Below are 22,862 nucleotides of genomic sequence, written 5' to 3' on the forward strand. Positions count from 1 at the left end.
TCATCACGCGATCAGCGTCTCCGCTTTTGCGTCGAAGCACACAAGCTTGGCCAGATCCACCAGAAAGCGCGCCTGCTGGCCGGGCACCAGCGCCACATCGGGCTCCAGCCGCACCGTGAACTCGTGGCCGCCCAGGTCAATCAGCACCAGCGTATCGGCACCGGTGGGTTCGATCACCTCGACGCGTGCCTCGAAGAAGCGCTGCTGCGGACCGGCCACCATGTCCGGTGTGGCCAGCGTCACGGCCTCGGCGCGGATGCCGGCGATCACTTCCTGGCCCGCGTAGGCTGCCAGCGCGGGTGGTACGACCTCGGTCGGCAGGTCAAGACACACCGAAGTCGCCTGCCCCTCGTGGAACGCCAACGACAGGCTGCCGCGCTCGTCGACCAGCCGCGCCTTCACCAGGTTCATGCGCGGGCTGCCCATGAAACCTGCGACGAAGGTGTTGGCCGGTCGGTTGTAGACCTCGTAGGGCGTGCCGAGTTGTTGCAGCACACCACCCTTCATGACCGCGATACGGGTGGCCAGCGTCATGGCCTCGATCTGGTCGTGGGTAACGTAAACGATCGTGGCCTTCAGCCGCTGGTGCAGCTTCTTGATCTCGGTGCGCATGTCCACGCGCAGCTGCGCATCGAGGTTGGACAGCGGCTCGTCGAACAGGTAGAGCTTGGGCTCGCGTGCCAGGGCCCGACCGATGGCCACACGCTGGCGCTGACCGCCAGAGAGCTGGCGCGGCTTGCGTTGCAACAGATGCTCGATCTGCAGCAGTTTGGACACCGACTGCACGCGCTCGGCACGGCTGGCCTTATCCACCTTGCGCATCTCCAGCGGGAACTCGATGTTCTGGGCCACCGTCATGTTGGGGTAGAGCGCATAAGACTGGAACACCATCGAGATGTTGCGTTCGGCCGGTGCGACATGCGTGATGTCACGGCCCTCCAGGCGCAGCAGTCCGCCGGTGGGCTCCTCCAGCCCGGCGATGATGTTCATCAGCGTGCTCTTGCCGCAGCCCGAGGGGCCGACCAGCACCAGAAACTCGCCGTCCTGCATGCCGATGGAGATGTCGTGCAGGATATGCACGGGACCGAAACTTTTTTTGACGTTGATGAGATCGAGTGAAGCCATGGTTGTCTCCTTTAACCTTTGACAGAGCCGGCCATCAGGCCGCGCACGAAATACTTACCGGACAGCAGATAGACGATCAGCGTCGGCAGCGCGGCGATGAAGGCACCGGCGAAATGCACGTTGTATTCCTTCACGCCGGTGCTGCTGTTGACCAGGTTGTTCAGCGCCACCGTGAGCGGGTAGGAGCTGAAGTCGCTGAACGAGGCACCGAACAGGAAGTCGTTCCAGATGTTGGTGAACTGCCAGATCACCGTGACCACCAGGATGGGCGCGCTGTTGGGCAGCAGGATGCGCGTGAACACACCGAAGAAGCTCGCACCATCCATACGCGCCGAGCGGATCAGTTCCGCCGGGAACGCCGCGTAGTAGTTGCGGAAGAACAGCGTCGAGAAGCTGATGCCGTAGACCACGTGCACGAACACCAGCCCCTTTACCGTGCCAGCCAGGCCCAGCAGCCCGAGCGTCTTGGCCATCGGGATCAGCACGATCTGGAACGGGATGAAGATCGAGAACAACATCAGCGCGAACAGCAGGTGCGCGCCGCGGAAGTTGAACTGCGTCAGCACATAGCCGTTGATCGCGCCGACGACAGCCGAGATCGCCACCGCTGGTACCACCATCAGGAACGAGTTGATGAAAAAGGGCTTGAGCCCCGTGGGCTGCACGCCGATCTGGGCCGTACTCCAGGCGGTCAGCCAAGGTTCGATGGTCCAGGCCTGCGGTAGCGCCATCAGGTTGCCGTTGCGGATCTCCTCCAGCGGTTTGAGCGAGTTGACGACCATCACGTAGACAGGCATCAGAAAGAAGACCGCCAGCACCAGTAGCAGCGCATAGAGCGCGATGCGGCCTATGCCAAAGGCCGTCGCCGGGCCCGAGGCACCGTGCGCGTGCGGCGCGGCGTGGGTCGTTACAGTTGCTTCAGCCATTTTTCACCTTTCGCATCTCGCTCAGGAGGTAGGGGAACACGATCACACCGATGGCCAGCAGCATCAGCACTGAACTGGCAGCCCCTACCGCCATCTCGTTGCGCGTAAAGGTGTACTGGTACATGAAGACCGAGGGCAACCAGGTCGAGCGGCCGGGGCCGCCGTTGGTCAAGGCCACTACCAAGTCGTAGCTCTTGATCGCCATGTGCGCCAGGATTACGAAGGCCGAAACGAACACCGGCCCTAGTTGCGGGATGATGATGCGCAGGTAGATCTGCCAAGTTTTGGCACCGTCGACGCGCGCCGCGTTGATCTGTTCGCCGTCCACGCCCCGCAGTCCAGCCAAAAACATGGCCATCACAAAGCCAGTGGTCTGCCACACAGCGGCAATCACCACGCAGTAGATCGCCATCTCGCTGTCCTTGATCCAGCCGAAGCTGAAGCTCTCCCAGCCCAGGCTGCGCAGCGTGTGCTCCAGGCCGACACCCGGATCCAGCAGCCATTTCCAGGCGGTGCCGGTGACGATCAGCGACAGCGCCATCGGGTACAGGAACACCGAGCGGAAAAGGCTCTCGGCACGGATCTTCTGGTCGATCAGGATCGCGAAGGCCAGGCCCAGCACGCCAGCAATGCCGATGTACAGCACCGAGAAGATGCTCAGGTTGGCCAGCGAGGCACGCCAGTTCTCCAGGCCGAGCAGGCGTTCGTAGCTAGCCGTGCCGGCCAACTCGTAACTGGGCATCATGGTCGATGTCGTGAACGACAAGTAGACCGTGAACATGATGTAGCCGTAGACACAGACCAGTGTCAACAAGGCGCTGGGGCTGATCAACAGCTTGGGGAGGAAGCCGGCTTTCATGGCTCAGCTCCGCGCCGCCGCGACCATCTCGGCCACGGCCTTCCTGTCGTCGATCTGGCCGTTGAAGTGGCGCGTGATCACGTCGTAGAAGGCGTTCTTGACGGCCGTGGGCGAGGCGTGGCCGTGCGCGTTGGAGCCCACCAGCGTGTTGCGGCGGTTGGCCTCGGCCAGCTCCTGCATGGCGCGCTTACCGCAGAGGTCGAAGGCGGTGTCGGGCACGTCACTGCGCGCCGGCACGGCCCCCTTGAGCACGTTGAAGGCCGACTGCAGCGGCGGCTCCATGCTGGCGGCCACCATCTTGGCCTGGGCCTGCGCCTTGTCGGTGCCCACCTTGAACATGGCGAACTGGTTCGACAGGAAAGACACGCTGCCCTGCGTGCCCGGCACGGGGAAGCACAGGTAGTCGGTGCCGGGCTGCTTCTTCGCGTTGGAGAACTCGCCCTTGGCCCAGTCCCCCATGATCTGGAAGCCCGCCTTGCCGCTGATGACCATGCCCGAGGCCAGGTTCCAGTCGCGGCCTGAGAAGTCCTTGTCCACCAGCTTGCGCAACTGGCCCATGCGTTGGAACACCGTAGCCATGGTGGGCGAGCCCAGCGCCTTGGCATCCAGTTCGACGAAGGCCTTGCGGTAGAAGTCGGCCCCGCCGGTGGCCAGCACCACGCTGTCGAACACGGTGGCATCCTGCCAGGGCTGGCCGCCGTGCGCGATGGCGATAAAGCCGGCCTTCTGTACCTTTTCGGCGGCGGCGATGAAGCCGTCCCAGTCCTTGGGCTCGGCCGTCACGCCGGCCTTGTCCAGCACGGCCTTGTTAGCCCAGACCCAGTTGATCGAGTGCACGGCCAGCGGCGCGGCGATCCACTTGCCTTCGTGGCGGGTAAAGCGCTGCACGGCCTGCGGCACCACCTTGTCCCAGCCCTCCTTCTGCGCCTGCGCGTTCAGGTCGGCCAGCACGCCCTGGCGCGCCCAGTCCAGCAGGTCGTGGCCCATCAGCAGCACGGCGGCCGGCGGGTTGCCCGAGGTGACGCGGGAGCGCAGCGCCGTCATGGCCGCCTCGCCGCCGCCACCGGCCACGGGCATGTCGTTCCACTTGACGCCCTGCTGGTCCAGGCGCGACTTCAGCACGCCCAAAGCGGCAGCCTCGCCGCCGGAGGTCCAGAAGTGCAGCACTTCCACGCTTTGTTGTTGTGCCGACGCGGCGGCCGCGCTGGCCAGCAGCAGCGATCCCAGAATGGTGTGTTTGCGCACGATGGGTCTCCCTTCAGTTCTTCGCGGCCGAGACCAGCTCGGCCACGGCCTTCTTGTCGTCGATCTGGCCATTGAAGTGGCGCGTGATCACGTCGTACATGGCGTTCTTGATCGAGGCCGGCATGGCGTGGCCGTGCGCGATGGAGCCCACCAGCGTGTTGGCCTTGGCCGCTTCGGCCACGTCCTTGATCGCCTTCTTACCGCAGTCGTCGAAGGCGGTGTCAGGCACATCCATGCGCGCGGGCGCCGCACCCTTGACCACGTTGAAGGCGGACTGGAAGCCCGGCTCCATGATGGCGACCGCCAGCTTCTGCTGGGCCGCGGCCTTGTTGGCGTCCGACAGCTTGAACATCACGAACTGGTCGGTGTTGAAGGCCACGTTACCCTGCGTGCCGGGGAAGCGGTAGCACGCGAAATCCTTGCCCGGCACCTTCTTAGCGTTGACGAACTCGCCCTTGGCCCAGTCGCCCATGATCTGGAAACCGGCCTTGCCGCTGATCACCATGCCGGAGGCGACGTTCCAGTCGCGGCCCGAGAAGTCCTTATCCACCAGCTTGCGGATCTGGCCCATGCGGGCGAAGACCTTCGCGGTGGTATCCGAACCCAAGGCCTTCGGATCAAGCTCGATGAAAGCCTTCTTGTAGTAGTCGATGCCACCGGTGGCAAGCACCACGCTGTCGAACACGGTGGCCTCCTGCCAGGGCTGGCCGCCATGCGCGATAGCGACGAAACCGGCCTTCTGCACTTTCTCGGCGGCGGCGATGAACTCGTCAAAGTTCTTTGGCTCGGTCGTGACACCGGCCTTGGCCAGCACCTCCTTGTTGGCCCAGATCCAGTTGGTCGAATGCAGGTTGACCGGCGCGGCGATCCACTTGCCGTTGTACTTGGAGAACTTCTGCAGCGCCAGCGGCACCGACTTGTCCCAACCGTCCCGGGCGGCGATCGCGCTCAGGTCGGCCACCACGCCCTGCTTGCCCCAGTCCTGGATGTCGAAGCCCAGCATCTGCACGGCGGTGGGCGGGTTGCCCGAGGTGATGCGGGCGCGCACGGCCGTCATCGCCGCTTCGCCGCCGCCACCGGCCACGGGCATGTCGTTCCACTTCACGCCCTGCTTCTCCAGATTGCTCTTGAGCACGTTGAGGGCCGCGGCCTCGCCGCCCGCAGTCCACCAGTGCAGGACCTCCACGCTCTGTTGTTGGGCACACACCGGCATCGTGGCTGCGGCGATAGCAAGGCTGATAATTCTTTTATTCATGGTGAGTCTCCGTTGGGTGGTTGGTTGGGTGTACAGGGGTACTTCAGCGGGGCACGTACCAGTCGGTTCGTTGGCCCAGATGCATGTGCAGGGTCTTGGTCTCGGTATAGTCTTCCGTGGCCAAGCGCCCGAGTTCACGACCGATACCGCTTTCGCGGTAGCCGCCGAAGGGCAGCTCGGCATGCCCTTCCAGGAAGGTGTTGATCCAGACGGTGCCAGCCTTGATGCGGCGTGCCGCCGTCATGCAGGTGCTGAAGTCCTGGCTCCAGACTGCAGCCGACAGGCCGTACAGTGTGGAATTCGCCAGATCGATGGCATCGTCGAGATCCTTGAAGCTCAGGACCGACAGCACCGGCCCGAAGACTTCCTCGTTGGCAATTGCCATGTCGCGGGTCACGCCGGTCACGACCGTCGGTTCGACGTACATGCCGTTGGTGGCTATGCGCGAGCCGCCGAGCAGCACCGTGGCACCGGCCTTGCGCGCGCCGTCGATGTGCGACAAGATGGTTTCGAGCTGCTTCTCGGTGGTAATGGCGCCTACTTGCACGCCAGCGGTCAACGGATCGCCGACCTTGACGAGGCGTGAACGTTCGACCACGGCCGCCGCGAACTTTTCGGCAATCGATTCCTGCACCAGGATGCGGCTGCCGCTGTTGCAGCACTGGCCGGCATTGAAGTAGGTGCCAAAGACGGTTGCGTCGACGGCAGCGTCCCAGTCGCAATCGGCGAAGATGATTTGCGGATTCTTGCCGCCGAGTTCCATCGAGACTTTTTTCAGCGTCTGGGCTGACTTCGCCACCGCCTGCTTGCCCACGCCGGTGGAGCCGGTGAATGACAGCATGTCCACGTCAGGATGCGTGACCAGAACATCGCCAACCACGCTGCCACGACCCACAAGGATGTTCACCGCACCGGCGGGCATGCCTGCGGCGATCAGAATCTCGCCCAGCATGACCGTCGTGCCCGAGGTCACCTCGGCTGGCTTTACCACGGTGGTGCAGCCTGCGGCGAGTGCGAACGGCAGCTTCTGGCTGACGATCAGGAACGGAAAGTTCCAGGGTGTAATGATGCTGACGACCCCGATAGGATCGCGCAACACCACACCCAGCGTGTTCTCGCCGAGGGTGTTGTAGCTATCGCCGTGCAGATTGCGCGCCAGGGTGGCGGCGTAGTGCCACAGGTCGGCCGCGCCTTCGATTTCGGCCAGCGACTGGGCCAGCGGCTTGCCGTTTTCCAGCGTCTCCATCAGCGCCAGCGCATGCTTGCGCGCCAGGATGCCTTCGGCGACTTCGCGCAGGATGCGGGCCCGTTCCGCCCCTTTCATCCGCGGCCAGGGACCCGTATCGAAAGCCCGGCGTGCCGCAGCGATGGCTTGCTCGGCATCGACGATACCGGCCTTGGCGTAGGTGGCCACCACCGTGCCATGGGCAGGCGATCTGCGATCCAGAGTGCAACCATCGGCCGCATCCACCCAGGCACCGTCGATCAGCAGTTTGCCCACGAATGGCGGACGGGTTTGGAGTTCTGCGGCTGTGGGAGTATTCGAATGTGTCATGTCAGGTAGTCCAATAGATGTTTAAGAATTTCAGGAGCCGCGGTAGAGCGGCGCACGCTTTTCCTTGAAGCTGCGGATGCCTTCGGTGGCATCGCCGGTCGTCGCCGCCAGCGCACCGGCCATGGCTTCCAGCGTTGCGGCTGCGTCTTCACCCGCTGCTGCATTGATTAGTTGTTTGGTCAGCTGCAATGAGACCGGTGCCTTGGTCGCCATGTCCTGCGCCAGCGCCATGGCGCGAGCGCGCAACCCGGCGGCAGCCACCACTTCGTGCACCAGGCCGCTGGCCCGTGCGTCGGCTGCCGATAACCGTATGCCGCTGAGTGCCAGGTACTTCGCGTGGCTGGCACCGATCAACTGGACCAGGCGCTGGGTGCCCGACCATCCGGGACAGGTGGCGATCGAGGCTTCTGGTAGCGCGAATTGCGCTGTCTCCGCAGCAAGGCGGATGTCGCCCGTGATGGCCAGCTCCAGTCCACCGCCGAAAGCGTGGCCGTTGACCGCGGTGATGACCGGCTGGCGCAGGCGCGCCCATTGGTCGAACACCTGGTGGCCGCGGCGCACCCACCGGCGCCACATGTCCAGCGGCTGGAGTGCCGCCCACTCGTTGATGTCGGCCCCCACACAGAATGCCTTCTCGCCTCCGCCGGTCAGCACGACGACGCGCACCTCGGTGTCGGCATCCAGTGCACGCGCACACTGCTCCAACTGGTCCAGCATCGCCGGAGTTAGCGAGTTGAGTTTGGTCGGCCGATTGACGGTGACCGTAGCCACCTGCCCATCCCGCAGCAGTTCAATATAGGTTTCAGCCACGGCGCACCTCCTCTTCCTTTAGCACCAGGCCGAATGGCGTGTCGCGGAATAGCGCCACGTCCATCAGGCGCAGATCGGACGCGACCCGCAAGGGGATTTCGGCCTGGTCGAGTACATCGCGCTGCAGATCGATGCCAGGAGCGATTTCCTTGACCACCAGTGCGTCGTCTTCCAGATCGATGACGCAACGTTCGGTGACGTAGGTCACGCGCTGGCCGCGCTGGCGCCCGACCACGCCGCTGAAGGTTATGTGCTCGGCGTTTTTGACGAACTTGCGGGTCTTGCCTTCCTTGAGGATCGTGAGCTGGCCCTCGCCCACTTCGAGCTGGGCACCCGCGGTAAAGAAGCCCGAGAACACGATGCGCCGGGCATGCGCCGTAATGTCCACAAAACCGCCGCAACCGGCTGTCAGGTAGGGCTTGGCACCCAGCTTGGAGACGTTGACGCTGCCGTTCTGGTCCACCTGGAGGAAGGACAGCAGCGTTACGTCGAAGCCCGCTCCCTGAAAGTAGGTGAACTGGTTCGGCGAGGCCATGATTGCATCGGCGTTCGACGCACAGCCGAAAGCAAAGCCGAGCAGCGGCATGCCCCCCACCGCGCCCTGCTCGATGGCCCAGGTGACTTCGCCATGCAAGCTCTCTTCGAGCAAGATGCGCGGCACATTGGCCGAAATGCCGAATCCCAGGTTGACGGCATGGCCACGCGCCAGCTCCATGGCTGCACGTCGCGCGATGACCTTCTCCGCTCCCCAGACCTGGTTCTCGAAAGTGGCCAAAGGTTGCGCAATCTCGCCGCTGATGGCCGGGTCATAGACCGTCTGCGTGGTCTGCCACTGGTCGGGATCAACGACGATGTAATCGACCAGGTTGCACGGCACACGCACATCGTGCGGGCTCAGGCTGCCCTGCTTGACGACACGTTTGACCTGCGCAATCACGATGCCGCCACTGTTGCGTGCGGCCAGCGCCTGGTCGAGCCCGCCAAGCAGTGCGCCCTCATGTTCATAGGTCAGATTGCCGTGTTCATCGGCGGTGGTGGCGCGGATGATTGCAACGTTCGGCACCACGGCGGGGAAGTAAAGCCAGTCGCGGCCATCGAAGTGCTCCTTGCGCACCACCGGATGCTTGGTGGCGGCCGCATTCATCGCGCAGCCCTGCTGGTCCGGATCAACGAAAGTGCCGATGCCTACCTGGGTCAGCACGCCGGGGCGGCGGGCGGCTGCATCGCGGTGCATGTCGAACAGGATGCCGCTGGGCACGTTGTAGGCCTCGACCTGGTTCTCGACCACCATGTGCCAGATGGCAGGCATAGGCAACGACGACGGACCGCTGGGATAGGAGCCCGCCAGAATGCGTGCCAGCAGCCCAGGCTTGGCGATGTGGTCTATGCCCTTGATGCCGTACATGTCGCCGGCGGCGATGGGGTTCAGCGTGGTCAGATTGCGTGGCGCGCCCTCGCGATCAAAGCGCTCCCCTATTGCGGCCAGAACTTTGTCGGGGCAGCCCAGGCCGCTGGACGAACTGATGCTGACCACGTCGCCGTCGCGGACCAATGCGGCCGCCTGCGCAGGTGTGATGACTTTCTTCATGGGTTTTCTTTCAGGCAAACGGGTTCTGGATGCGCACCGCCTTGCCGGTGCGGCAAGCTTCCACCACCGCGGTGGCGGCCAACAGCGAACGCACGCCGTCTTCGCCCGTCGCGGCAGGCTGGCCTTCGCCGCGCATCGCGGCACAAAATGCGGCGACACCGCGCTGGTACAGGTTTTCGTGTTCCACCGGCACCGCCTGTTCACCGGAAGCCGTGCGCAATACCAGATCGCCAATGGGCCGCTGGGTCATAACGCTGCGCCCGATGATCGAACCCGCCTCTCCATGGACTTCGATGCCCGTGTCCGCGTGTTTGACCGTGAAAGCGTCGTGCAGCTGGGCGACGACACCGTTGTCGAAGCGCAGTACCGCCATGACACCGTCCTCCAGGCCCTGCTGCGCCAGTGCGGCAGACTGGGTCATGCCGACGGCCTCCACGGGCTCGGCATCCAGTATGAAACGCAGCGTATCGGCATCGTGCACGGTGATGTCGAGGATCACACCGCCACCGGCCTGCGGCTTGTCGATACGCCAGCCTTGCAGGTGCGGAGGCAGGTACACGGCATGGAAGACGCGGGCAAACAAGGGCTTGCCGATCGCACCACTGCGCACCAGCTCACGGATCTTGCGGTGGGTCGCGGCATTGCGCAGGTGGTGGTTGGTGGCCATCACCACGCCAGCATCGCGGCAGGCCTGAATCATCTGCAGCGCATCGCCGACATGCAGCGCCAGCGGCTTCTCGCACAGCACATGCTTACCGGTAGCCGCAGCGGCCAGCACCTGCTCGCGGTGCAATTCATTGGTAGTGCTGATGTAGACAGCCTGCACCGCGGGGTCAGCAAGCAAGGCATCCACCGAGCTGTAGGCTGCGGCGATGCCGTGCTGGTCGGCGTAGGCGCGGCCGCGCTCGGCACTGCTGCTGGCCACGGCGACAACGGCATGGCCCGGCTGGGCACGGATCGCGTCGATCATGTGCTCGGCTGCAATCGTGCTTGCGCCGATGAGGCCCCAGCCGATGGTGGATTGTTTTTCCATGGTCAGTTTCTCTCCGTATTTATTAGGTTTTGGAACGATTGAATGAATTATTGGATCGTTCCAATAAAAAGACAAGACTAAATTCGTGGCCCTAGGGAAAACACTGGGTGCTGTGCACCATGCCCTGGCAGTACCGGGGCGAGAAGCCGTGTCGCTTGCTGCGGGTCGAATATCTGATGCAGCCCTGCGGAAAACCCTATGGGTGCCTCATAGGCCTTGCACCGGTTGTGCTAGCTGCCTCGGTGCTGTTATCCTGATTGGAACGGTCTAATCTCAACCATTGAACCGGCCCTGCCACAGCCAAGTGCTTGCATTCCACGCCTGAAACACCCATTGGTCCGCCATGCCACGCCCAGTCAACAGTCCCCGCCAGATCACGATCCTGGATGTCGCGGCCGCTGCCGATGTCTCGAAATCGACGGTCTCGCTCGTGCTCCAGGGCAGCGAGTTGATCCGCAAGGAAACCGCCGAGCGCGTGCGCGAGGCCGCCCGCAAACTCGGCTATGTCTACAACCGCAGCGCAGGCGAGCTGCGGCGGCGCACGTCGAAAACCATAGGTGTCATCATCAACGACCTGATGAATCCGTTCTTTGCCGAGATGCTCGTCGGCCTGGAACGCAAACTGGTCGATGCCGGCTACATCGTCTTCATGGCCCACACCAGCGAAAGCCTGGAGCGCCAACAGCAGGTGCTGACCACCATGCGTGAACACAACGCAGCCGGCATCGCCTTGTGTCCCGTGCTGGGGACACCGGAATCGTTGACCACAGAAGTGAGAGACTGGGGTATACCGCTGGTCGTGATGGTCCGCACGCTTGGCAACGGAAGTTACGATTTTGCGGGAGCGGACAATGCGCAAGGCGTGCACATCGCCACCGCACATCTTTTATCCGCCGGGCATCGGCGCATCGGATTCCTGGGCGGACATGGCAGTCCAGTGCTGGAGCAACGCCTGCAGGGCTACCAGGCCGCTTTGGCCAACGCAGGCATTACGTTCGATGCACAGCTCATCTTCCCGGCTGACCCCACTCGGCAGGGCGGTCACGCCATGATGGTCCAACTGCTCGATGCCAAACCCGAGATCAGAGCGGCTGTCTGCTACAACGATCTGGTGGCATTCGGTGCCTTATCCGCACTGGGAGAACGGGGGCTGCGCGCTGGACACGACTTCGCGCTCATGGGCTTTGACAATGTTCTTGCCGCGGCGCATTCCAACCCTCCGCTGAGTACCGTCGACGTTCGCCCCAGCGAACTGGGCGAGCAAGCGGCAGCGCTACTTCTCGCGCGCATTGAACAACCAGAGTTGGCACGCCAGCAGTACCTGGTCGAGCCACAGTTGATCTTGCGGGACTCGGCTTGAGCCTGGAAACCTCGGACCTGCATGGGTTTTTCTCTGTACCTTGCGCGCGAATCTGCTACTTCGCAAGCCGCCGTGACATTGTTCGATTTTTGGGCAGCACTGCGCAAGAATGCAGCACTTTGAAAAATGTGTACCGCGTCCGAGGGGTTTCTGGTCCGCTCTGATAGGACTGAAAAGCGAAGGTCTTTCTTGAGAAAGCCCAGCCGGAACGCCCGCCTCGCATAGCCATCCCGACGCACAGGCATGCTAATTGCCCTTTCGTGTACCGCAGCAAACCGCTGCTTTCACACAACACGAAACGAGACAATGATGAAAAAACGATTGATGACGGCGGCGGCCCTGACCCTGGTGTCCGGCCTGGCAGCGGCGCAGAGTTCGGTCACGGTGTATGGCAATGTGGATCTGGGCGTGCTGACGCAGAACCACGCCACCAACAAGACCCAGCTGTTCAACGGCGGTATTTCGCCCAGCATCTGGGGTTTTCGCGGTTCGGAAGATCTGGGTGGCGGGCTGAAGGCACACTTCAACCTGGAAGGCCACATCGCAGCCGATACGGGGGCCGCGGGTGGCAATGCCACCACAGGCGCCGCAGCCTTGTTTCGGCGCCAATCCAATGTGGGCCTGTCGTCTGCCGACTGGGGCACGCTCACCCTAGGCAACCAGTACAGCCCGGCCATCCTGGCATTTGCCGCCACCGATCCGCGCGGCCTGCGGGAAAATTTTTCCGGCCTGTATCCCTGGGCCTACAACTCCGGCGTCTTGACCACCGGCGGCAATCAGAACAACGACGTGGGGGTGTTCATCCAAAACGCCATCAGCTACAGCCACAAACTGGGCCCCGTGGGCATTGCGGGCGGCTACAGCGTGTCGGAAACCCGGGGCGCGGTGGTTTCCCTGGGGGTGACTTACGCTGGCCCGGTGTCCTTGTCAGCGGCCTACCAAGCCACCAACAAACCGAATACCTCCGAGCGCCTGAGCAGCATTTACACCTTGGGCGCGGGCTATACCCTGGGCGACTTTACCGGCAAGCTGAACTACCTGCGCGGCATCAACAAAGATGCCACCACGCTGGCCGATGTCAGCAAGGTGGGCGTGCTGGGTGCAGGCCTGGACTGGAGAACCTCCACCGCCAACACCGTGGGCGTTGCCGCGTATTTCGCCAAAGATAAAAACAACAACGCCGACAAAACCACCACGCTGATCCTCAGCGACGAATACGCCCTGTCCAAACGCACCACGCTGTACGGCACGCTGGCCTTTGCCAATGCCAAAGCCGGTGCCACGGTTCTGACATCCGTGGTGGCCGGTGGCACGATGGCCGATGCCAACACCAGCTTGTTGAATGTCGGCATCAAACACTCGTTCTAAACGCGTACTGTCCTGACCCCAAAAAAACCGCCGTACCTGGCTGGCAGGTACGGCGGGTGGAGACAACGCAGAAAAACTCGGTTGCTATATCTTCTATAGCTTTTCACGCCCGTGGAATAAGCATGGGAAGCCTATTTCATGCATAAGGTTCAGGTACGGCGTTTCTTGTTGCGGTACTGGTCGGCCACCACGGCGGCGACGATGATGCCGCCCTTGACCATCTCCTGGTAGTAGGCATCGATGCGGATAAAGGTAAAGCCCGACATCATCACGCCCAGAATCAGGATACCGATCACCGTGCCGGTAACCCGGCCCAAGCCACCGACCAGCGAGGTGCCGCCGATCACCACGGCGGCAATCGCGTCCAGCTCGTAGCTCACACCCATGCCGGACTGGCCAGAGATGGCTCGGGCAGCGGTCACAGTACCGGCAATGCCGCTGAGCAGACCGGCGATGGTGTAGATCCAGATCAGGTGGCGGTTCACGTTGATGCCCGAAACACGGGCCGCCTGGCGGTTGGCACCGATGGCGTAGGTGAACTTGCCGAAGCGGGTGTAGCGCAACACGATGTGGGCTATCACCGTAATGACCAGGAAGATGATCACCGGATTACTGCCCTCCCCAATCCAGGCGAACTCGGGGGTCAACATGCTCACAGGCATGCCGCCGGTGAACCATTTGGCAAAGCCGCGTGCGGCCACCATCATGCCCAGCGTGGCGATGAACGGCGGGATGCCGGTATAGGCGATCAACGCCCCGTTCACCCAGCCCACCACCACACCCACCAACACCCCAGCCAGCACCGGCCAGATCGGGTGCATGTCGGTGAGTTGCGGGAACACGGCGCGCGGAAAGTCCGACACCTGGGCCAGGCTGGCGGCCACCACGGCGGAGGCCGCCACCACCGAACCCGACGACAAATCAATGCCGCTGGTGATGATGACCATGTTCACGCCGATGGCGATGATGCCGATCACCGCCATCTGCAAGATGATGACCTTCAGGCGCTCGGCGTTGAAGATGAAGCTCTGGCCGTTCATGTACCAGCCGATGGCTTCAAAGAAGACGCTGATGCCGATCAGCACCAGAAAGATGCTGAACTCGGGCGGAAATTTAAACGGCGCTTTGACAGCGGCGGGGGCAACGTGGGTGACGGTGGGGGTGCTCATGGTGCAGGTTTCCTATGTGTTTTTTTACTTGGCTGCCAGGTCCATCACGGACACCTGGTTGGCATCTTTGCGGTCCAGAATGCCGGTGACCTGGCCGCCGTGCATCACCACGACGCGGTCGCTCATGCCCAGCACTTCGGGCATTTCCGACGAGATCATCAAAATCGCCACGCCGGTACCGGCCAGCTCGGACACCAGGCGGTGGATTTCGGCCTTGGCCCCCACGTCGATACCGCGGGTGGGCTCGTCCAGAATCAGGATGCGCGGGTTGGTCAGCAGCCAGCGGCCCACCAGCGCTTTTTGCTGGTTGCCGCCCGACAGGTTCTGGATGATCTCGCCCATGCTGGGGGTTTTGACGCGCAGGCGCTTGGCCATCTCGGCGCAGTCTTTGGCCAGCTGGTCGCCCTGCACAAAGCCCTTGGTCACATAGCGCTGGTTCAGCACTGCCGTGTCCATGTTTTCCTGGATGTTCAGACTCAAAAAGCAGCCGGTTTCCTTGCGGTCTTCGGTCAAAAAGGCCATGCCCGCCGCCAGCGCCTTGGTGGGCGTGTCGATGGTGATAGGCACGCCCTTGATGCTGATGCTGCCCGAAGTGGCAGGCACCACGCCAAACAACGCCTCGGCCACATTCGAGCGGCCCGAGCCGACCAGCCCGGCCATGCCGACGATCTCCCCGGCGCGGATGTCAAAGCTCACATTCTTGAAAATGCCTTCAACGCACAGATCCTTCACCGACAACACGACCTCGCCGATCGGCACCTCCATCTTGGGAAACATCTGGGTGATTTCGCGGCCCACCATCATGCGGATGATGTCGTCGCGGGTCACCTCGGTAGAGGCGTGGGTGGCGATGTACTGGCCGTCGCGGAACACCGAGAACTCGTCGGCAATCTCGAACAGCTCATTCATCTTGTGGGTGATGTAGATGATGCCCTTGCCCTTGGCCCGCAGGCTACGGATGATGGCAAACAGGTGGGACACCTCGGTCTCGGTCAACGCCGAGGTAGGTTCGTCCATGATCAGCACGTCGGAATTCCAGGACACGGCCTTGGCGATCTCGACCATCTGGCGGCTGGCGACCGACAGGTTCTGGATTTCTTCCTTGGGGTCGATCTTGATGTTCAGCTCGGCAAACAACTCGGCGGTCTTGCGGTACAGCGCGGCGTGGTCCACAAAGCCAAAGGCGTTCTTGGGCTCGCGGGTGATCCACACGTTCTCGGCCACCGTCATGTAGGGCATGAGGTTGAGCTCCTGGTGGATCATGGCGATACCCAGGTTCAGGGCATCCAGCGGCGACTTCATGTGGATGGCCTTGCCGCGCAGGCGGATGTCGCCTTTGTCGGGGATGTAGATGCCCGCGATGATCTTCATCAGCGTGGATTTGCCCGCGCCGTTTTCGCCCATCAGCGCATGCACCGTGCCCGCGCGCAGCTTGAAGCCGACGTTGTTGAGCGCAACCACGCCCGGGAAAATTTTGAGAATGCCGTTGATCTCCAGCAGCGGAGGCGCGGCAGCTGCCTGGGTGGCCGGGCGGTCGAGTGTGGCGGTGTCTGACATCCTGGGTGGCTTTATGAAAGGGTGGAAGGGGGGCTTGTCTGGTCGTAAGCCCTCACGCAAGGCCTCCCCGTGCGGGGGAAAGCCTGGCGTGAGGGCTGAAGATGCCCCGGGACGGGGCACCCTCAGATCCGCAAGGGCTTAGTTCTTGCCGCTGTACTTGGCCAGGTTGGCGGGGGTGACCAGCTCAAACGGCACGTTCACAAAGCGCTCGACCGGCTGCTTCTTGGACAGCTTCAGCGCGGCATCCAAGGCGCCGCCGCCCTGGCCTGCTGCGTTCTGGAACACGGTGACCTTCAGGTCGCCTGCCTTCATGGAAGCCAGCGCGTCCGGGGTGGCATCGATACCGGCCACGATGGATGCGGGGGTCCACTTCTTCTGGGCCTTGAGCGCGTTGATGGCACCAATGGCCATCTCATCGTTGTTGGCAATGATCGCGTCAAACTTCATGCCGGTGGACAGCCAGTTGGTGGTGATGTCCTGGCCCTGGGTGCGGTCCCACTTGCCTTCGCGCTTGTCCAGGATCTTGATGCCGCTGCACTCTTTGGTGGCCAGTACGTCTTCGATGTCCTTGGTGCGGGTGCGGGCGGCTTCGTTCGACAGTTCGCCCATCAACACCACCACGCTGCCCTTGCCCTTCAGCAGGCGGCACACCTCCTGGGTTTGCACCGTGCCCGAGACTACTTCGTCAGATGCCACAAACGCCACGCCTGCAGGCAGCTTGGCAAAGTCCACCGGCTTGCGGTTCACATAGACCAAGGGGATCTTGGCATCGGTCACCATCTTGGTGATCTTGGGAGTGACATCGGTGTCCACCGGGTTGACGATGATGGCATCGACCTTCTGGGCAATCAGATTCTGGATCTGGCTGAGCTGCTTGCCCACGTCGTTCTGGGCATCCTCCACCTGCACCGTAGTGCCCGCCTTCTTGCCGGCATCGACTACGCCGTCTTTCAGAATCGTCAGAAAGGTATCCAGCTGGGCCATGGCCAAGCCCACCTTTTGGGCATGTGCCGCCAAAGGCGCCAGCAGGGTGGTCGACACGGCTGCGGCAATGACTAGCTTTTGTAGGTTTTTCATAGGATGCGTCTCCAGAGTTATTGGTAAACGGCGGGTTGTTGTACCGTTTGGTTAGTTGAGGCCAGGGCACAGAGAAATGCCCTTGACCACGGGCTGTACTGTACTCAAAAATCTCCAAAATAGAAAATAAATTTCTAAGTGATTACACTTAGAGAAAAATATTTCTCTACAATTTATAGTCGCCACACCTGCCACAGCTCCGTGCCGTGCACCCCGTCTTCCCGCATCCCACGGGAACCCTTTTTCTGCATAACACCGTACCTCGATGAGCCAACTGAACTTCCCCTCTGGTCGCCGTATCGACCTCGCCTGCCTGGGCCGCCTGGCAGTGGATCTGTACGCCCAACAATTCGGCAGCCGCCTGGAAGACGCACGCAGCATGGCCATGTACCTGGGCGGCAGCTCGGCCAACCTGGCGTTTGGCGTGGCCCGCCTAGGGCTCAAAAGCGCCATGCTGTCCCGCGTGGGCAATGAACAAATGGGCCGCTTCCTCACCGAAACCCTGGAACAAGAGGGCTGCGACACCAGCCAGGTGCAGATCGACCCCGAGCGCCTGACCGGCATGGTGCTGCTGGGCCTGAAAGACCGCGACACCTTCCCGCTGCTGTTCATGCGCGAAAACTGCGCCGATATGGCGGTGCAAGCCGATGAGATCAGCGAAGATTTCATCGCCCAATGCCGCGCCCTGGCCATCACCGGCACCCACCTCAGCACCCCTGGCACGCGCAGCGCATCCCTGGCCGCCCTGGCCTACGCCAAAAAGCACGGTGTGACCCGCGTGCTGGACATCGACTACCGCCCCGTACTGTGGGGCCTGACCAGCCGCGGCGCAGGCGAAAACCGCTACGTGGCCGACGCGCACGTCACCCAGCAACTGCAAGAGGTGCTGCCCGAATTCGAACTGCTGGTGGGCACCGAAGAAGAATTCTTCATCGCCGGGGGCATCGCGGGCGACCTGATGGCCTGCCTGCGCGCTGTGCGCAAGCTCAGCGCCGCCACCCTGGTGGTCAAGCGCGGGGCCGACGGCTGCACCGTGATCGAAGGCGACATACCGGCCCATATCGACGACTCCCCCACCTTCAAGGGCGAGCGGGTCGAGGTGTTGAACGTGCTGGGCGCTGGCGATTCCTTCCTGTCCGGCCTGATGGCCAGCCTGCTGCAGGGCAAGGACTGGGCCCAATCCACCCAGGTGGCCAACGCCTGCGGGGCCATCGTGGTGTCGCGCCACGCCTGCTCCGCCGCCATGGCCACGCCCGCCGAGCTGGACCACTGGTTCAGCGGCAGCCGCAACCCCAAGGTGGATGCCGACCAGCAGCTCGCCCATCTGCACCGCGTCACCGCAGCCCGGCCCGACTGGAACGAGATGTGCGTGCTGGCGTTTGACCACCGCAGCCAGTTCTTCGACATCGCCCGCGAAGCCGGTGCCAGCGATGCCCGCGTCCCGGCGCTCAAGAAGCTGCTGGTACAAGCCGCCGAGCAGGTGGAAGCCAGCCACCAGCTACAAGGCCACACCGGCGTGCTGATCGACGGTGGCGGCTATGGCCGCGATGCCCTGGCCAGCGCCACCGGGCGCGGCTGGTGGGTGGGCCGCCCGGTAGAGCTACCCGGTTCGCGCCCGCTGCGCTTTGACGGCACCCGCTCCATTGGCAGCGCACTCATCAACTGGCCTACCGAGCACGTGGTCAAGTGCCTGGTGCACTACCACCCGGACGACAGCTATGCGCTGCGCCTGGAGCAGGAGCAAACCGTATTGGAGCTGTGGGAAGCCACCCGCACCAGCGGCAACGAGCTGCTGCTGGAAATCATCTGCCCCCGCCCTATGACCCCCGCTGGTACCGAAGATGCCGCCGTGCTGCGCGCCGTGAAGCGCTTCTACAACCTGGGGGTCAAGCCCGAATGGTGGAAACTGGCCCCCATGCAGCCCCAGGGCTGGACCGACCTGGCCGCCCTGGTGGCCGAGCGCGACCCCTACTGCCGTGGCGCAGTCATCCTGGGTCTGAACCAGCCGCTGCAGTTGCTGGCCGACAGCTTTGCCCAGGCCACCAACCCCATCGTCAAGGGCTTCATGGTGGGCCGTACCCTGTGGGCCGATGCCTCGCTGCAATGGTTCAAGAATGAAATCGACGACACCACCTTCAAAAACACCGTCGCCCGTAACTTTGCTACGCTGGTAGATGCCTGGCGCAACCGCAAATCCGCCTAACAAATTAGTCCCATGAAAACCCAACAACTCACCATGTCCCAGGCGCTGGTCAAGCACCTGGCCGCGCTGCAAGTCGAGATGGCCGACGGCAGCACCCAGCCCTACTGCGCGGGCGTATTCACCATCTTCGGCCACGGCAATGTGGCCGGCATCGGCGAAGCCCTGTATGCCGAGCGCGCCACCCTGCCCACTTACCGCGCCCACAACGAGCAGGGCATGGCCCACGCCGCCATTGCCTACGCCAAGGCGAACTTTCGGCAAAAAATCATGGCCGTGAGCACCAGCATTGGCCCGGGCGCTACCAATTTAGTCACCGCCGCCGCCGTGGCCCATGTCAACCGCCTGCCGGTGCTGCTGCTGCCCGGCGACACCTTTGCCAGCCGCGCCCCAGACCCCGTGTTGCAGCAGATTGAAAACTTTGCGCACGGCGACATGAACGCCAACGACACCTTCCGCCCCGTCACCCGCTTCTTTGACCGCATTACCCGGCCCGAGCAGATCCTGACCGCCCTGCCCCGTGCCATCCAGGTCATGACCGACCCCGCCACCTGCGGCCCCGCCTGCCTGGCGCTGCCGCAAGACGTGCAGGCCATGGCCTTTGACTGCCCCGAGACCTTTCTGCAGCCCGGCACCATTTACTTCCGCCGCCCACCTGCAGACACCCGCGAGCTGGCCGCTGCCGCCGCCCTGCTGAAAACCGCCAAACAGCCGCTCATCGTGGCCGGTGGCGGCGTACTCTACAGCCAGGCCTGGGAAGCGCTGCGGGCCTTTGCCGAGAAACACGGCATCCCGGTGGTCGAATCGCACGGCGGCAAGAGCAGCCTGCCCTGGGACCACCCGCTGAACCTGGGCGGCATCGGCGTAGACGGCGGCCCCGCAGCCAACGAAATGGCCCGTGAAGCCGACCTGGTGCTGGCCGTGGGCACCCGCCTGCAAGACTTCACCACCGGCTCGCACGCCCTGTTTGCCAAAGCGAAATTGCTGTGCCTGAACGTGCAAAGCTTCGATGCCACCAAATGGGCGGGTACCGCCCTGGTGGCCGATGCCCGCATGGGCCTGGCCCAGCTCAGCACCGCAGCAGGCGACTGGAAGGCCGCACCCGCCTGGACCACCCGCGCCCGCACCCTGGCCGCGGGCTGGGTGGCCCGCGTGACCGAGCTCACCACGGCAGTCCCCAAAGACGTGCTGCCCTACGACGCAGAAGTCATTGGCACCGTGCGCGACTCGGTGGAGAACAGCGACGTGCGCGATGTGGTGGTCTGCGCCGCAGGCACCCTGCCCGCCGAGCTGCACAAGCTCTGGCGCGCCACCCTGCCCGGCAACTACCACGTGGAATACGGCTATTCGTGCATGGGCTACGAAGTGGCTGGCGCCCTGGGTGCCAAGATGGCCCGGCCCGACCAGGAAGTCATCGTCATCGTGGGCGATGGCTCCTACATGATGATGAATTCCGAGCTGGCCACCTCGGTGCTGCTGGGCAAAAAGCTGATCGTGGTGATTCTGGACAACCGGGGCTACGGCTGCATCGACCGCCTGCAGCGCGCCAGCGGCACACCCAGCTTCAACAACATGCTGGACACCTGCATTGGCGAGGGCGGCAGCAGCAGCCAGATCGACTTTGCCATGCATGGCCGCAGCATGGGCGCAGATGCCGTGCACGTCAAAGACCTGGCCGAGCTCAAAACCGCCATGGTCGCCGCCCGCGCCGCCACCAAGAGCCAGGTGGTGGTGATCGACACCACCCACCACCGCACCACGGCCGAAGGCGGCTGCTGGTGGGAGGTGGCGATCCCCGCCGTCTCCGAGCGCACCGAAGTGAACGCCGCTTTCGAGCGCTACACCGCCGCCAAGCAAGAACAACGGATTTAGCTGCCTTACCCCTTCCCCCTCCGGGGGAAGGAGCAACACCCAACACACCCCACTTAACTTCAAGAGAACCAACATGACCTGGAACGTACGCATTGGCATCAACCCCATCAGCTGGATGAACGACGACCTGCCCTCGCTGGGCGGCGAAACCCTGCTGGAAACCGCCCTGTCTGAGGGCAAAGAAATCGGCTACGAAGGCTTCGAGCTGGGCAACAAATTCCCCAAAGACGGCCCCGGCCTGAAAGCCAAGCTGGACGAATTCGGCGTGGCCTGCGTCTCTGGCTGGTACTCCGGCTTTTTGGGCAATGACACGGTGGAAGCCGAGTTCGAGCGCTGCAAGGCCCACATGTCCAAGCTGCAATACAACGGCGTGAAAGTAGTGGTCTACGGCGAATGCGCCGACACCATCCAGGGCCAAATCGACGTGCCCGTCTCCAAGCGCCCGCGCTTCACCTCCGAAGCCCAGTGGAAGGCCTACGCCGAGCGCCTGAACGCCTTTGGCGCGCACCTCATCGCCACCTACGGCATCCAGCTGGCCTACCACCACCACATGGGTGCCTACGTCGAGTCCCCCGCCGACATCGACAAACTCATGGCCCTGACAGACCCGACCAAGGTCTTCCTGCTCTTCGACACCGGCCACGCCTACTTTGGCGGTGCCGTCGATCCCACGGTGCTGCTCAAAAAGCACATCGAGCGCATCAACCATGTGCACTGCAAGGACGTGCGCGTGCCGGTCATTGCCCAGGCCCGCAACGACGGCTGGAGCTTTTTGAACGGTGTGATCAACGGCACCTTCACCGTACCCGGCGACGGCGCGGTGGACTTTGAAGCCGTGCTCACCATCCTGAAAAATGCCGGTTATGAAGGCTGGCTGGTAGTCGAAGCCGAGCAAGACCCAGCCGTTGCCCCCAGCTACGAGTACGCGAAAAAGGGCTATGACACCCTGCGCGGCATCGTTGACAAGTTGAGCGCTTGATATGGTCAGCCCCCTCCTCGCCAAAGCCGCCCCTGCGGGCCGCGAAATCGTCAACGTCACGCCCGAGCGCGCAGGTTGGACCCACGTGGGCTTCCGCGCCGTGCGCCTGGCCGCCGGTGAAACCGAGACGGTCAACACCAGTACCCGCGAACTCTGCCTGGTGGTGCTCACCGGCACCGTCACGGTCACGGTCGATGGCCAAACCTACGAGAAGCTGGGCACGCGTACCAGCGTGTTCGAAGAGGTCTCGCCCGCCGCCGTCTACGTGCCCGGCGGCAAGACCGTGGTGGTGCGGGCCGACACCGATGCCGAGCTGGGCCTGTGCACCGCCCCCGCAGGCGACACGCCCCACGCCGTGCGCGTGATCGACCCCGCCACCATGCGCCGCAGCGTGCGCGGCCAGGGCACCAACACCCGCTACGTCTGCGACGTGCTGCCCCACGACGACCCCACCGCTGCCCACCTCTTGGTGGTGGAAGTGCTCACCCCCGCCAGCCACTCCAGCAGCTACCCGCCGCACAAGCACGACATCGAGCAGCCGCCGGTGGAAACGCTGCTGGAAGAAACCTACTACCACCGCCTGAACCCACCGCAGGGCTTCGCGTTCCAGCGCGTCTACACCGACGACCGGACGCTGGATGAAGCCTGCGCCGTGGAGAACCACGACGTGGTGATGGTCCCGCGCGGCTACCACCCAGTCACCGTACCGCACGGCTACGACCTGTACTACCTGAACGTGATGGCGGGCCCGAACCGCTTCTGGGTCTTCAAGAACGATCCGGCGCATGAGTGGATGCTGAAGCCCGTTTAGGCATGGACGGGACTGGAGGCTCCGGCACCCGTTCCAGCCTTGACTCCTAGTTTTAGCCTATTTTTTCAGGCAT

General features: G+C 63.2%; 18 protein-coding genes. 6 read left to right on the forward strand and 12 right to left on the reverse strand.

Annotation, left to right across the window (positions count from 1 at the left end):
- Positions 1-3: 3 nt before the first annotated feature.
- From AC097O_RS04905 to AC097O_RS04945, 9 genes are all read right to left on the reverse strand, one after another.
- Positions 4-1,125: an ABC transporter ATP-binding protein gene (locus AC097O_RS04905; protein WP_479591741.1), complete on the reverse strand. Its 1,122-nt coding sequence runs from the start codon at positions 1,123-1,125 to the stop codon at positions 4-6.
- Positions 1,126-1,136: 11 nt separating this feature from the next.
- Positions 1,137-1,922, reverse strand: coding sequence for a carbohydrate ABC transporter permease (locus AC097O_RS04910; RefSeq protein WP_479592091.1), 786 nt, complete (start codon positions 1,920-1,922; stop codon positions 1,137-1,139).
- A gap of 121 nt (positions 1,923-2,043) precedes the next feature.
- The gene (locus AC097O_RS04915; RefSeq protein WP_479591742.1) at positions 2,044-2,910 is read right to left on the reverse strand and encodes a carbohydrate ABC transporter permease; all 867 of its coding nucleotides are present in this window, start codon (positions 2,908-2,910) and stop codon (positions 2,044-2,046) included.
- A 3-nt stretch (positions 2,911-2,913) separates the two neighbouring features.
- Positions 2,914-4,155: an ABC transporter substrate-binding protein gene (locus tag AC097O_RS04920; RefSeq protein WP_479591743.1), complete on the reverse strand. Its 1,242-nt coding sequence runs from the start codon at positions 4,153-4,155 to the stop codon at positions 2,914-2,916.
- Between the two features lie 13 nt (positions 4,156-4,168).
- Positions 4,169-5,410: an ABC transporter substrate-binding protein gene (locus tag AC097O_RS04925; protein ID WP_479591744.1), complete on the reverse strand. Its 1,242-nt coding sequence runs from the start codon at positions 5,408-5,410 to the stop codon at positions 4,169-4,171.
- Positions 5,411-5,453: 43 nt separating this feature from the next.
- Positions 5,454-6,911, reverse strand: a complete 1,458-nt coding sequence (locus AC097O_RS04930; RefSeq protein WP_479591745.1) for an aldehyde dehydrogenase family protein — start codon at positions 6,909-6,911, stop codon at positions 5,454-5,456.
- Positions 6,912-6,995: 84 nt separating this feature from the next.
- On the reverse strand, positions 6,996-7,775 hold the full coding sequence (locus AC097O_RS04935; protein WP_479591746.1) for an enoyl-CoA hydratase/isomerase family protein: 780 nt from the start codon (positions 7,773-7,775) through the stop codon (positions 6,996-6,998).
- Positions 7,768-9,363 carry an acyl CoA:acetate/3-ketoacid CoA transferase gene (locus AC097O_RS04940; protein WP_479591747.1) on the reverse strand — a complete coding sequence of 532 codons (1,596 nt, stop codon included), beginning with the start codon at positions 9,361-9,363 and terminating at the stop codon, positions 7,768-7,770. The genes AC097O_RS04935 and AC097O_RS04940 overlap by 8 nt, the downstream gene beginning before the upstream one ends.
- A gap of 10 nt (positions 9,364-9,373) precedes the next feature.
- Complete coding sequence (locus AC097O_RS04945) at positions 9,374-10,396, reverse strand: Gfo/Idh/MocA family protein (RefSeq protein ID WP_479591748.1); 1,023 nt, start codon at positions 10,394-10,396, stop codon at positions 9,374-9,376.
- 343 nt (positions 10,397-10,739) lie between these two features.
- On the opposite strand from AC097O_RS04945, the gene AC097O_RS04950 reads away from it, so the two are divergent.
- Positions 10,740-11,756 (forward strand): LacI family DNA-binding transcriptional regulator, encoded by a 1,017-nt coding sequence (locus tag AC097O_RS04950; protein ID WP_479591749.1) that lies wholly within the window; start codon positions 10,740-10,742, stop codon positions 11,754-11,756.
- Between the two features lie 309 nt (positions 11,757-12,065).
- Positions 12,066-13,124 carry a porin gene (locus tag AC097O_RS04955; protein WP_479591750.1) on the forward strand — a complete coding sequence of 353 codons (1,059 nt, stop codon included), beginning with the start codon at positions 12,066-12,068 and terminating at the stop codon, positions 13,122-13,124.
- Positions 13,125-13,273: 149 nt separating this feature from the next.
- Here the strand turns inward: AC097O_RS04955 and AC097O_RS04960 are convergent, their stop codons facing one another.
- The 3 genes from AC097O_RS04960 to AC097O_RS04970 form a co-directional block, all read right to left on the reverse strand.
- The gene (locus AC097O_RS04960; RefSeq protein WP_479591751.1) at positions 13,274-14,293 is read right to left on the reverse strand and encodes an ABC transporter permease; all 1,020 of its coding nucleotides are present in this window, start codon (positions 14,291-14,293) and stop codon (positions 13,274-13,276) included.
- A 24-nt stretch (positions 14,294-14,317) separates the two neighbouring features.
- Positions 14,318-15,850 carry a sugar ABC transporter ATP-binding protein gene (locus AC097O_RS04965; protein WP_479591752.1) on the reverse strand — a complete coding sequence of 511 codons (1,533 nt, stop codon included), beginning with the start codon at positions 15,848-15,850 and terminating at the stop codon, positions 14,318-14,320.
- Between the two features lie 138 nt (positions 15,851-15,988).
- Positions 15,989-16,927 (reverse strand): sugar ABC transporter substrate-binding protein, encoded by a 939-nt coding sequence (locus tag AC097O_RS04970; RefSeq protein WP_479591753.1) that lies wholly within the window; start codon positions 16,925-16,927, stop codon positions 15,989-15,991.
- A 265-nt stretch (positions 16,928-17,192) separates the two neighbouring features.
- On the opposite strand from AC097O_RS04970, the gene AC097O_RS04975 reads away from it, so the two are divergent.
- The 4 genes from AC097O_RS04975 (at position 17,193) to iolB (ending at position 22,789) form a co-directional block, all read left to right on the forward strand.
- Entirely contained in the window at positions 17,193-19,130 is a 1,938-nt protein-coding gene (locus AC097O_RS04975; RefSeq protein ID WP_479591754.1) for a bifunctional 5-dehydro-2-deoxygluconokinase/5-dehydro-2-deoxyphosphogluconate aldolase, read from the forward strand.
- 12 nt (positions 19,131-19,142) lie between these two features.
- Complete coding sequence (gene iolD, locus AC097O_RS04980; protein ID WP_479591755.1) at positions 19,143-20,999, forward strand: 3D-(3,5/4)-trihydroxycyclohexane-1,2-dione acylhydrolase (decyclizing); 1,857 nt, start codon at positions 19,143-19,145, stop codon at positions 20,997-20,999.
- Positions 21,000-21,072: 73 nt separating this feature from the next.
- Complete coding sequence (gene iolE / locus AC097O_RS04985) at positions 21,073-21,978, forward strand: myo-inosose-2 dehydratase (RefSeq protein ID WP_479591756.1); 906 nt, start codon at positions 21,073-21,075, stop codon at positions 21,976-21,978.
- Position 21,979: 1 nt separating this feature from the next.
- Positions 21,980-22,789 (forward strand): 5-deoxy-glucuronate isomerase, encoded by an 810-nt coding sequence (gene iolB, locus AC097O_RS04990; protein ID WP_479591757.1) that lies wholly within the window; start codon positions 21,980-21,982, stop codon positions 22,787-22,789.
- Positions 22,790-22,862 lie beyond the last annotated feature (73 nt).

Source organism: Rhodoferax sp. LS1P39 (assembly GCF_056521425.1).

What these genes read in the sequence shown, in the direction of transcription:
- AC097O_RS04905 (WP_479591741.1), bottom strand. Translation starts at nt 1,125, where the DNA reads ATGGCTTCACTCGATCTCATCAACGTCAAAAAAAGTTTCGGTCCCGTG.
- AC097O_RS04910 (WP_479592091.1), bottom strand. Translation starts at nt 1,922, where the DNA reads ATGCCTGTCTACGTGATGGTCGTCAACTCGCTCAAACCGCTGGAGGAG.
- AC097O_RS04915 (WP_479591742.1), bottom strand. Translation starts at nt 2,910, where the DNA reads ATGAAAGCCGGCTTCCTCCCCAAGCTGTTGATCAGCCCCAGCGCCTTG.
- AC097O_RS04925 (WP_479591744.1), bottom strand. Translation starts at nt 5,410, where the DNA reads ATGAATAAAAGAATTATCAGCCTTGCTATCGCCGCAGCCACGATGCCG.
- AC097O_RS04940 (WP_479591747.1), bottom strand. Translation starts at nt 9,363, where the DNA reads ATGAAGAAAGTCATCACACCTGCGCAGGCGGCCGCATTGGTCCGCGAC.
- AC097O_RS04945 (WP_479591748.1), bottom strand. Translation starts at nt 10,396, where the DNA reads ATGGAAAAACAATCCACCATCGGCTGGGGCCTCATCGGCGCAAGCACG.
- AC097O_RS04950 (WP_479591749.1), top strand. Translation starts at nt 10,740, where the DNA reads ATGCCACGCCCAGTCAACAGTCCCCGCCAGATCACGATCCTGGATGTC.
- AC097O_RS04955 (WP_479591750.1), top strand. Translation starts at nt 12,066, where the DNA reads ATGAAAAAACGATTGATGACGGCGGCGGCCCTGACCCTGGTGTCCGGC.
- AC097O_RS04960 (WP_479591751.1), bottom strand. Translation starts at nt 14,293, where the DNA reads ATGAGCACCCCCACCGTCACCCACGTTGCCCCCGCCGCTGTCAAAGCG.
- AC097O_RS04965 (WP_479591752.1), bottom strand. Translation starts at nt 15,850, where the DNA reads ATGTCAGACACCGCCACACTCGACCGCCCGGCCACCCAGGCAGCTGCC.
- AC097O_RS04970 (WP_479591753.1), bottom strand. Translation starts at nt 16,927, where the DNA reads ATGAAAAACCTACAAAAGCTAGTCATTGCCGCAGCCGTGTCGACCACC.
- AC097O_RS04975 (WP_479591754.1), top strand. Translation starts at nt 17,193, where the DNA reads ATGAGCCAACTGAACTTCCCCTCTGGTCGCCGTATCGACCTCGCCTGC.
- iolD (WP_479591755.1), top strand. Translation starts at nt 19,143, where the DNA reads ATGAAAACCCAACAACTCACCATGTCCCAGGCGCTGGTCAAGCACCTG.
- iolE (WP_479591756.1), top strand. Translation starts at nt 21,073, where the DNA reads ATGACCTGGAACGTACGCATTGGCATCAACCCCATCAGCTGGATGAAC.
- iolB (WP_479591757.1), top strand. Translation starts at nt 21,980, where the DNA reads ATGGTCAGCCCCCTCCTCGCCAAAGCCGCCCCTGCGGGCCGCGAAATC.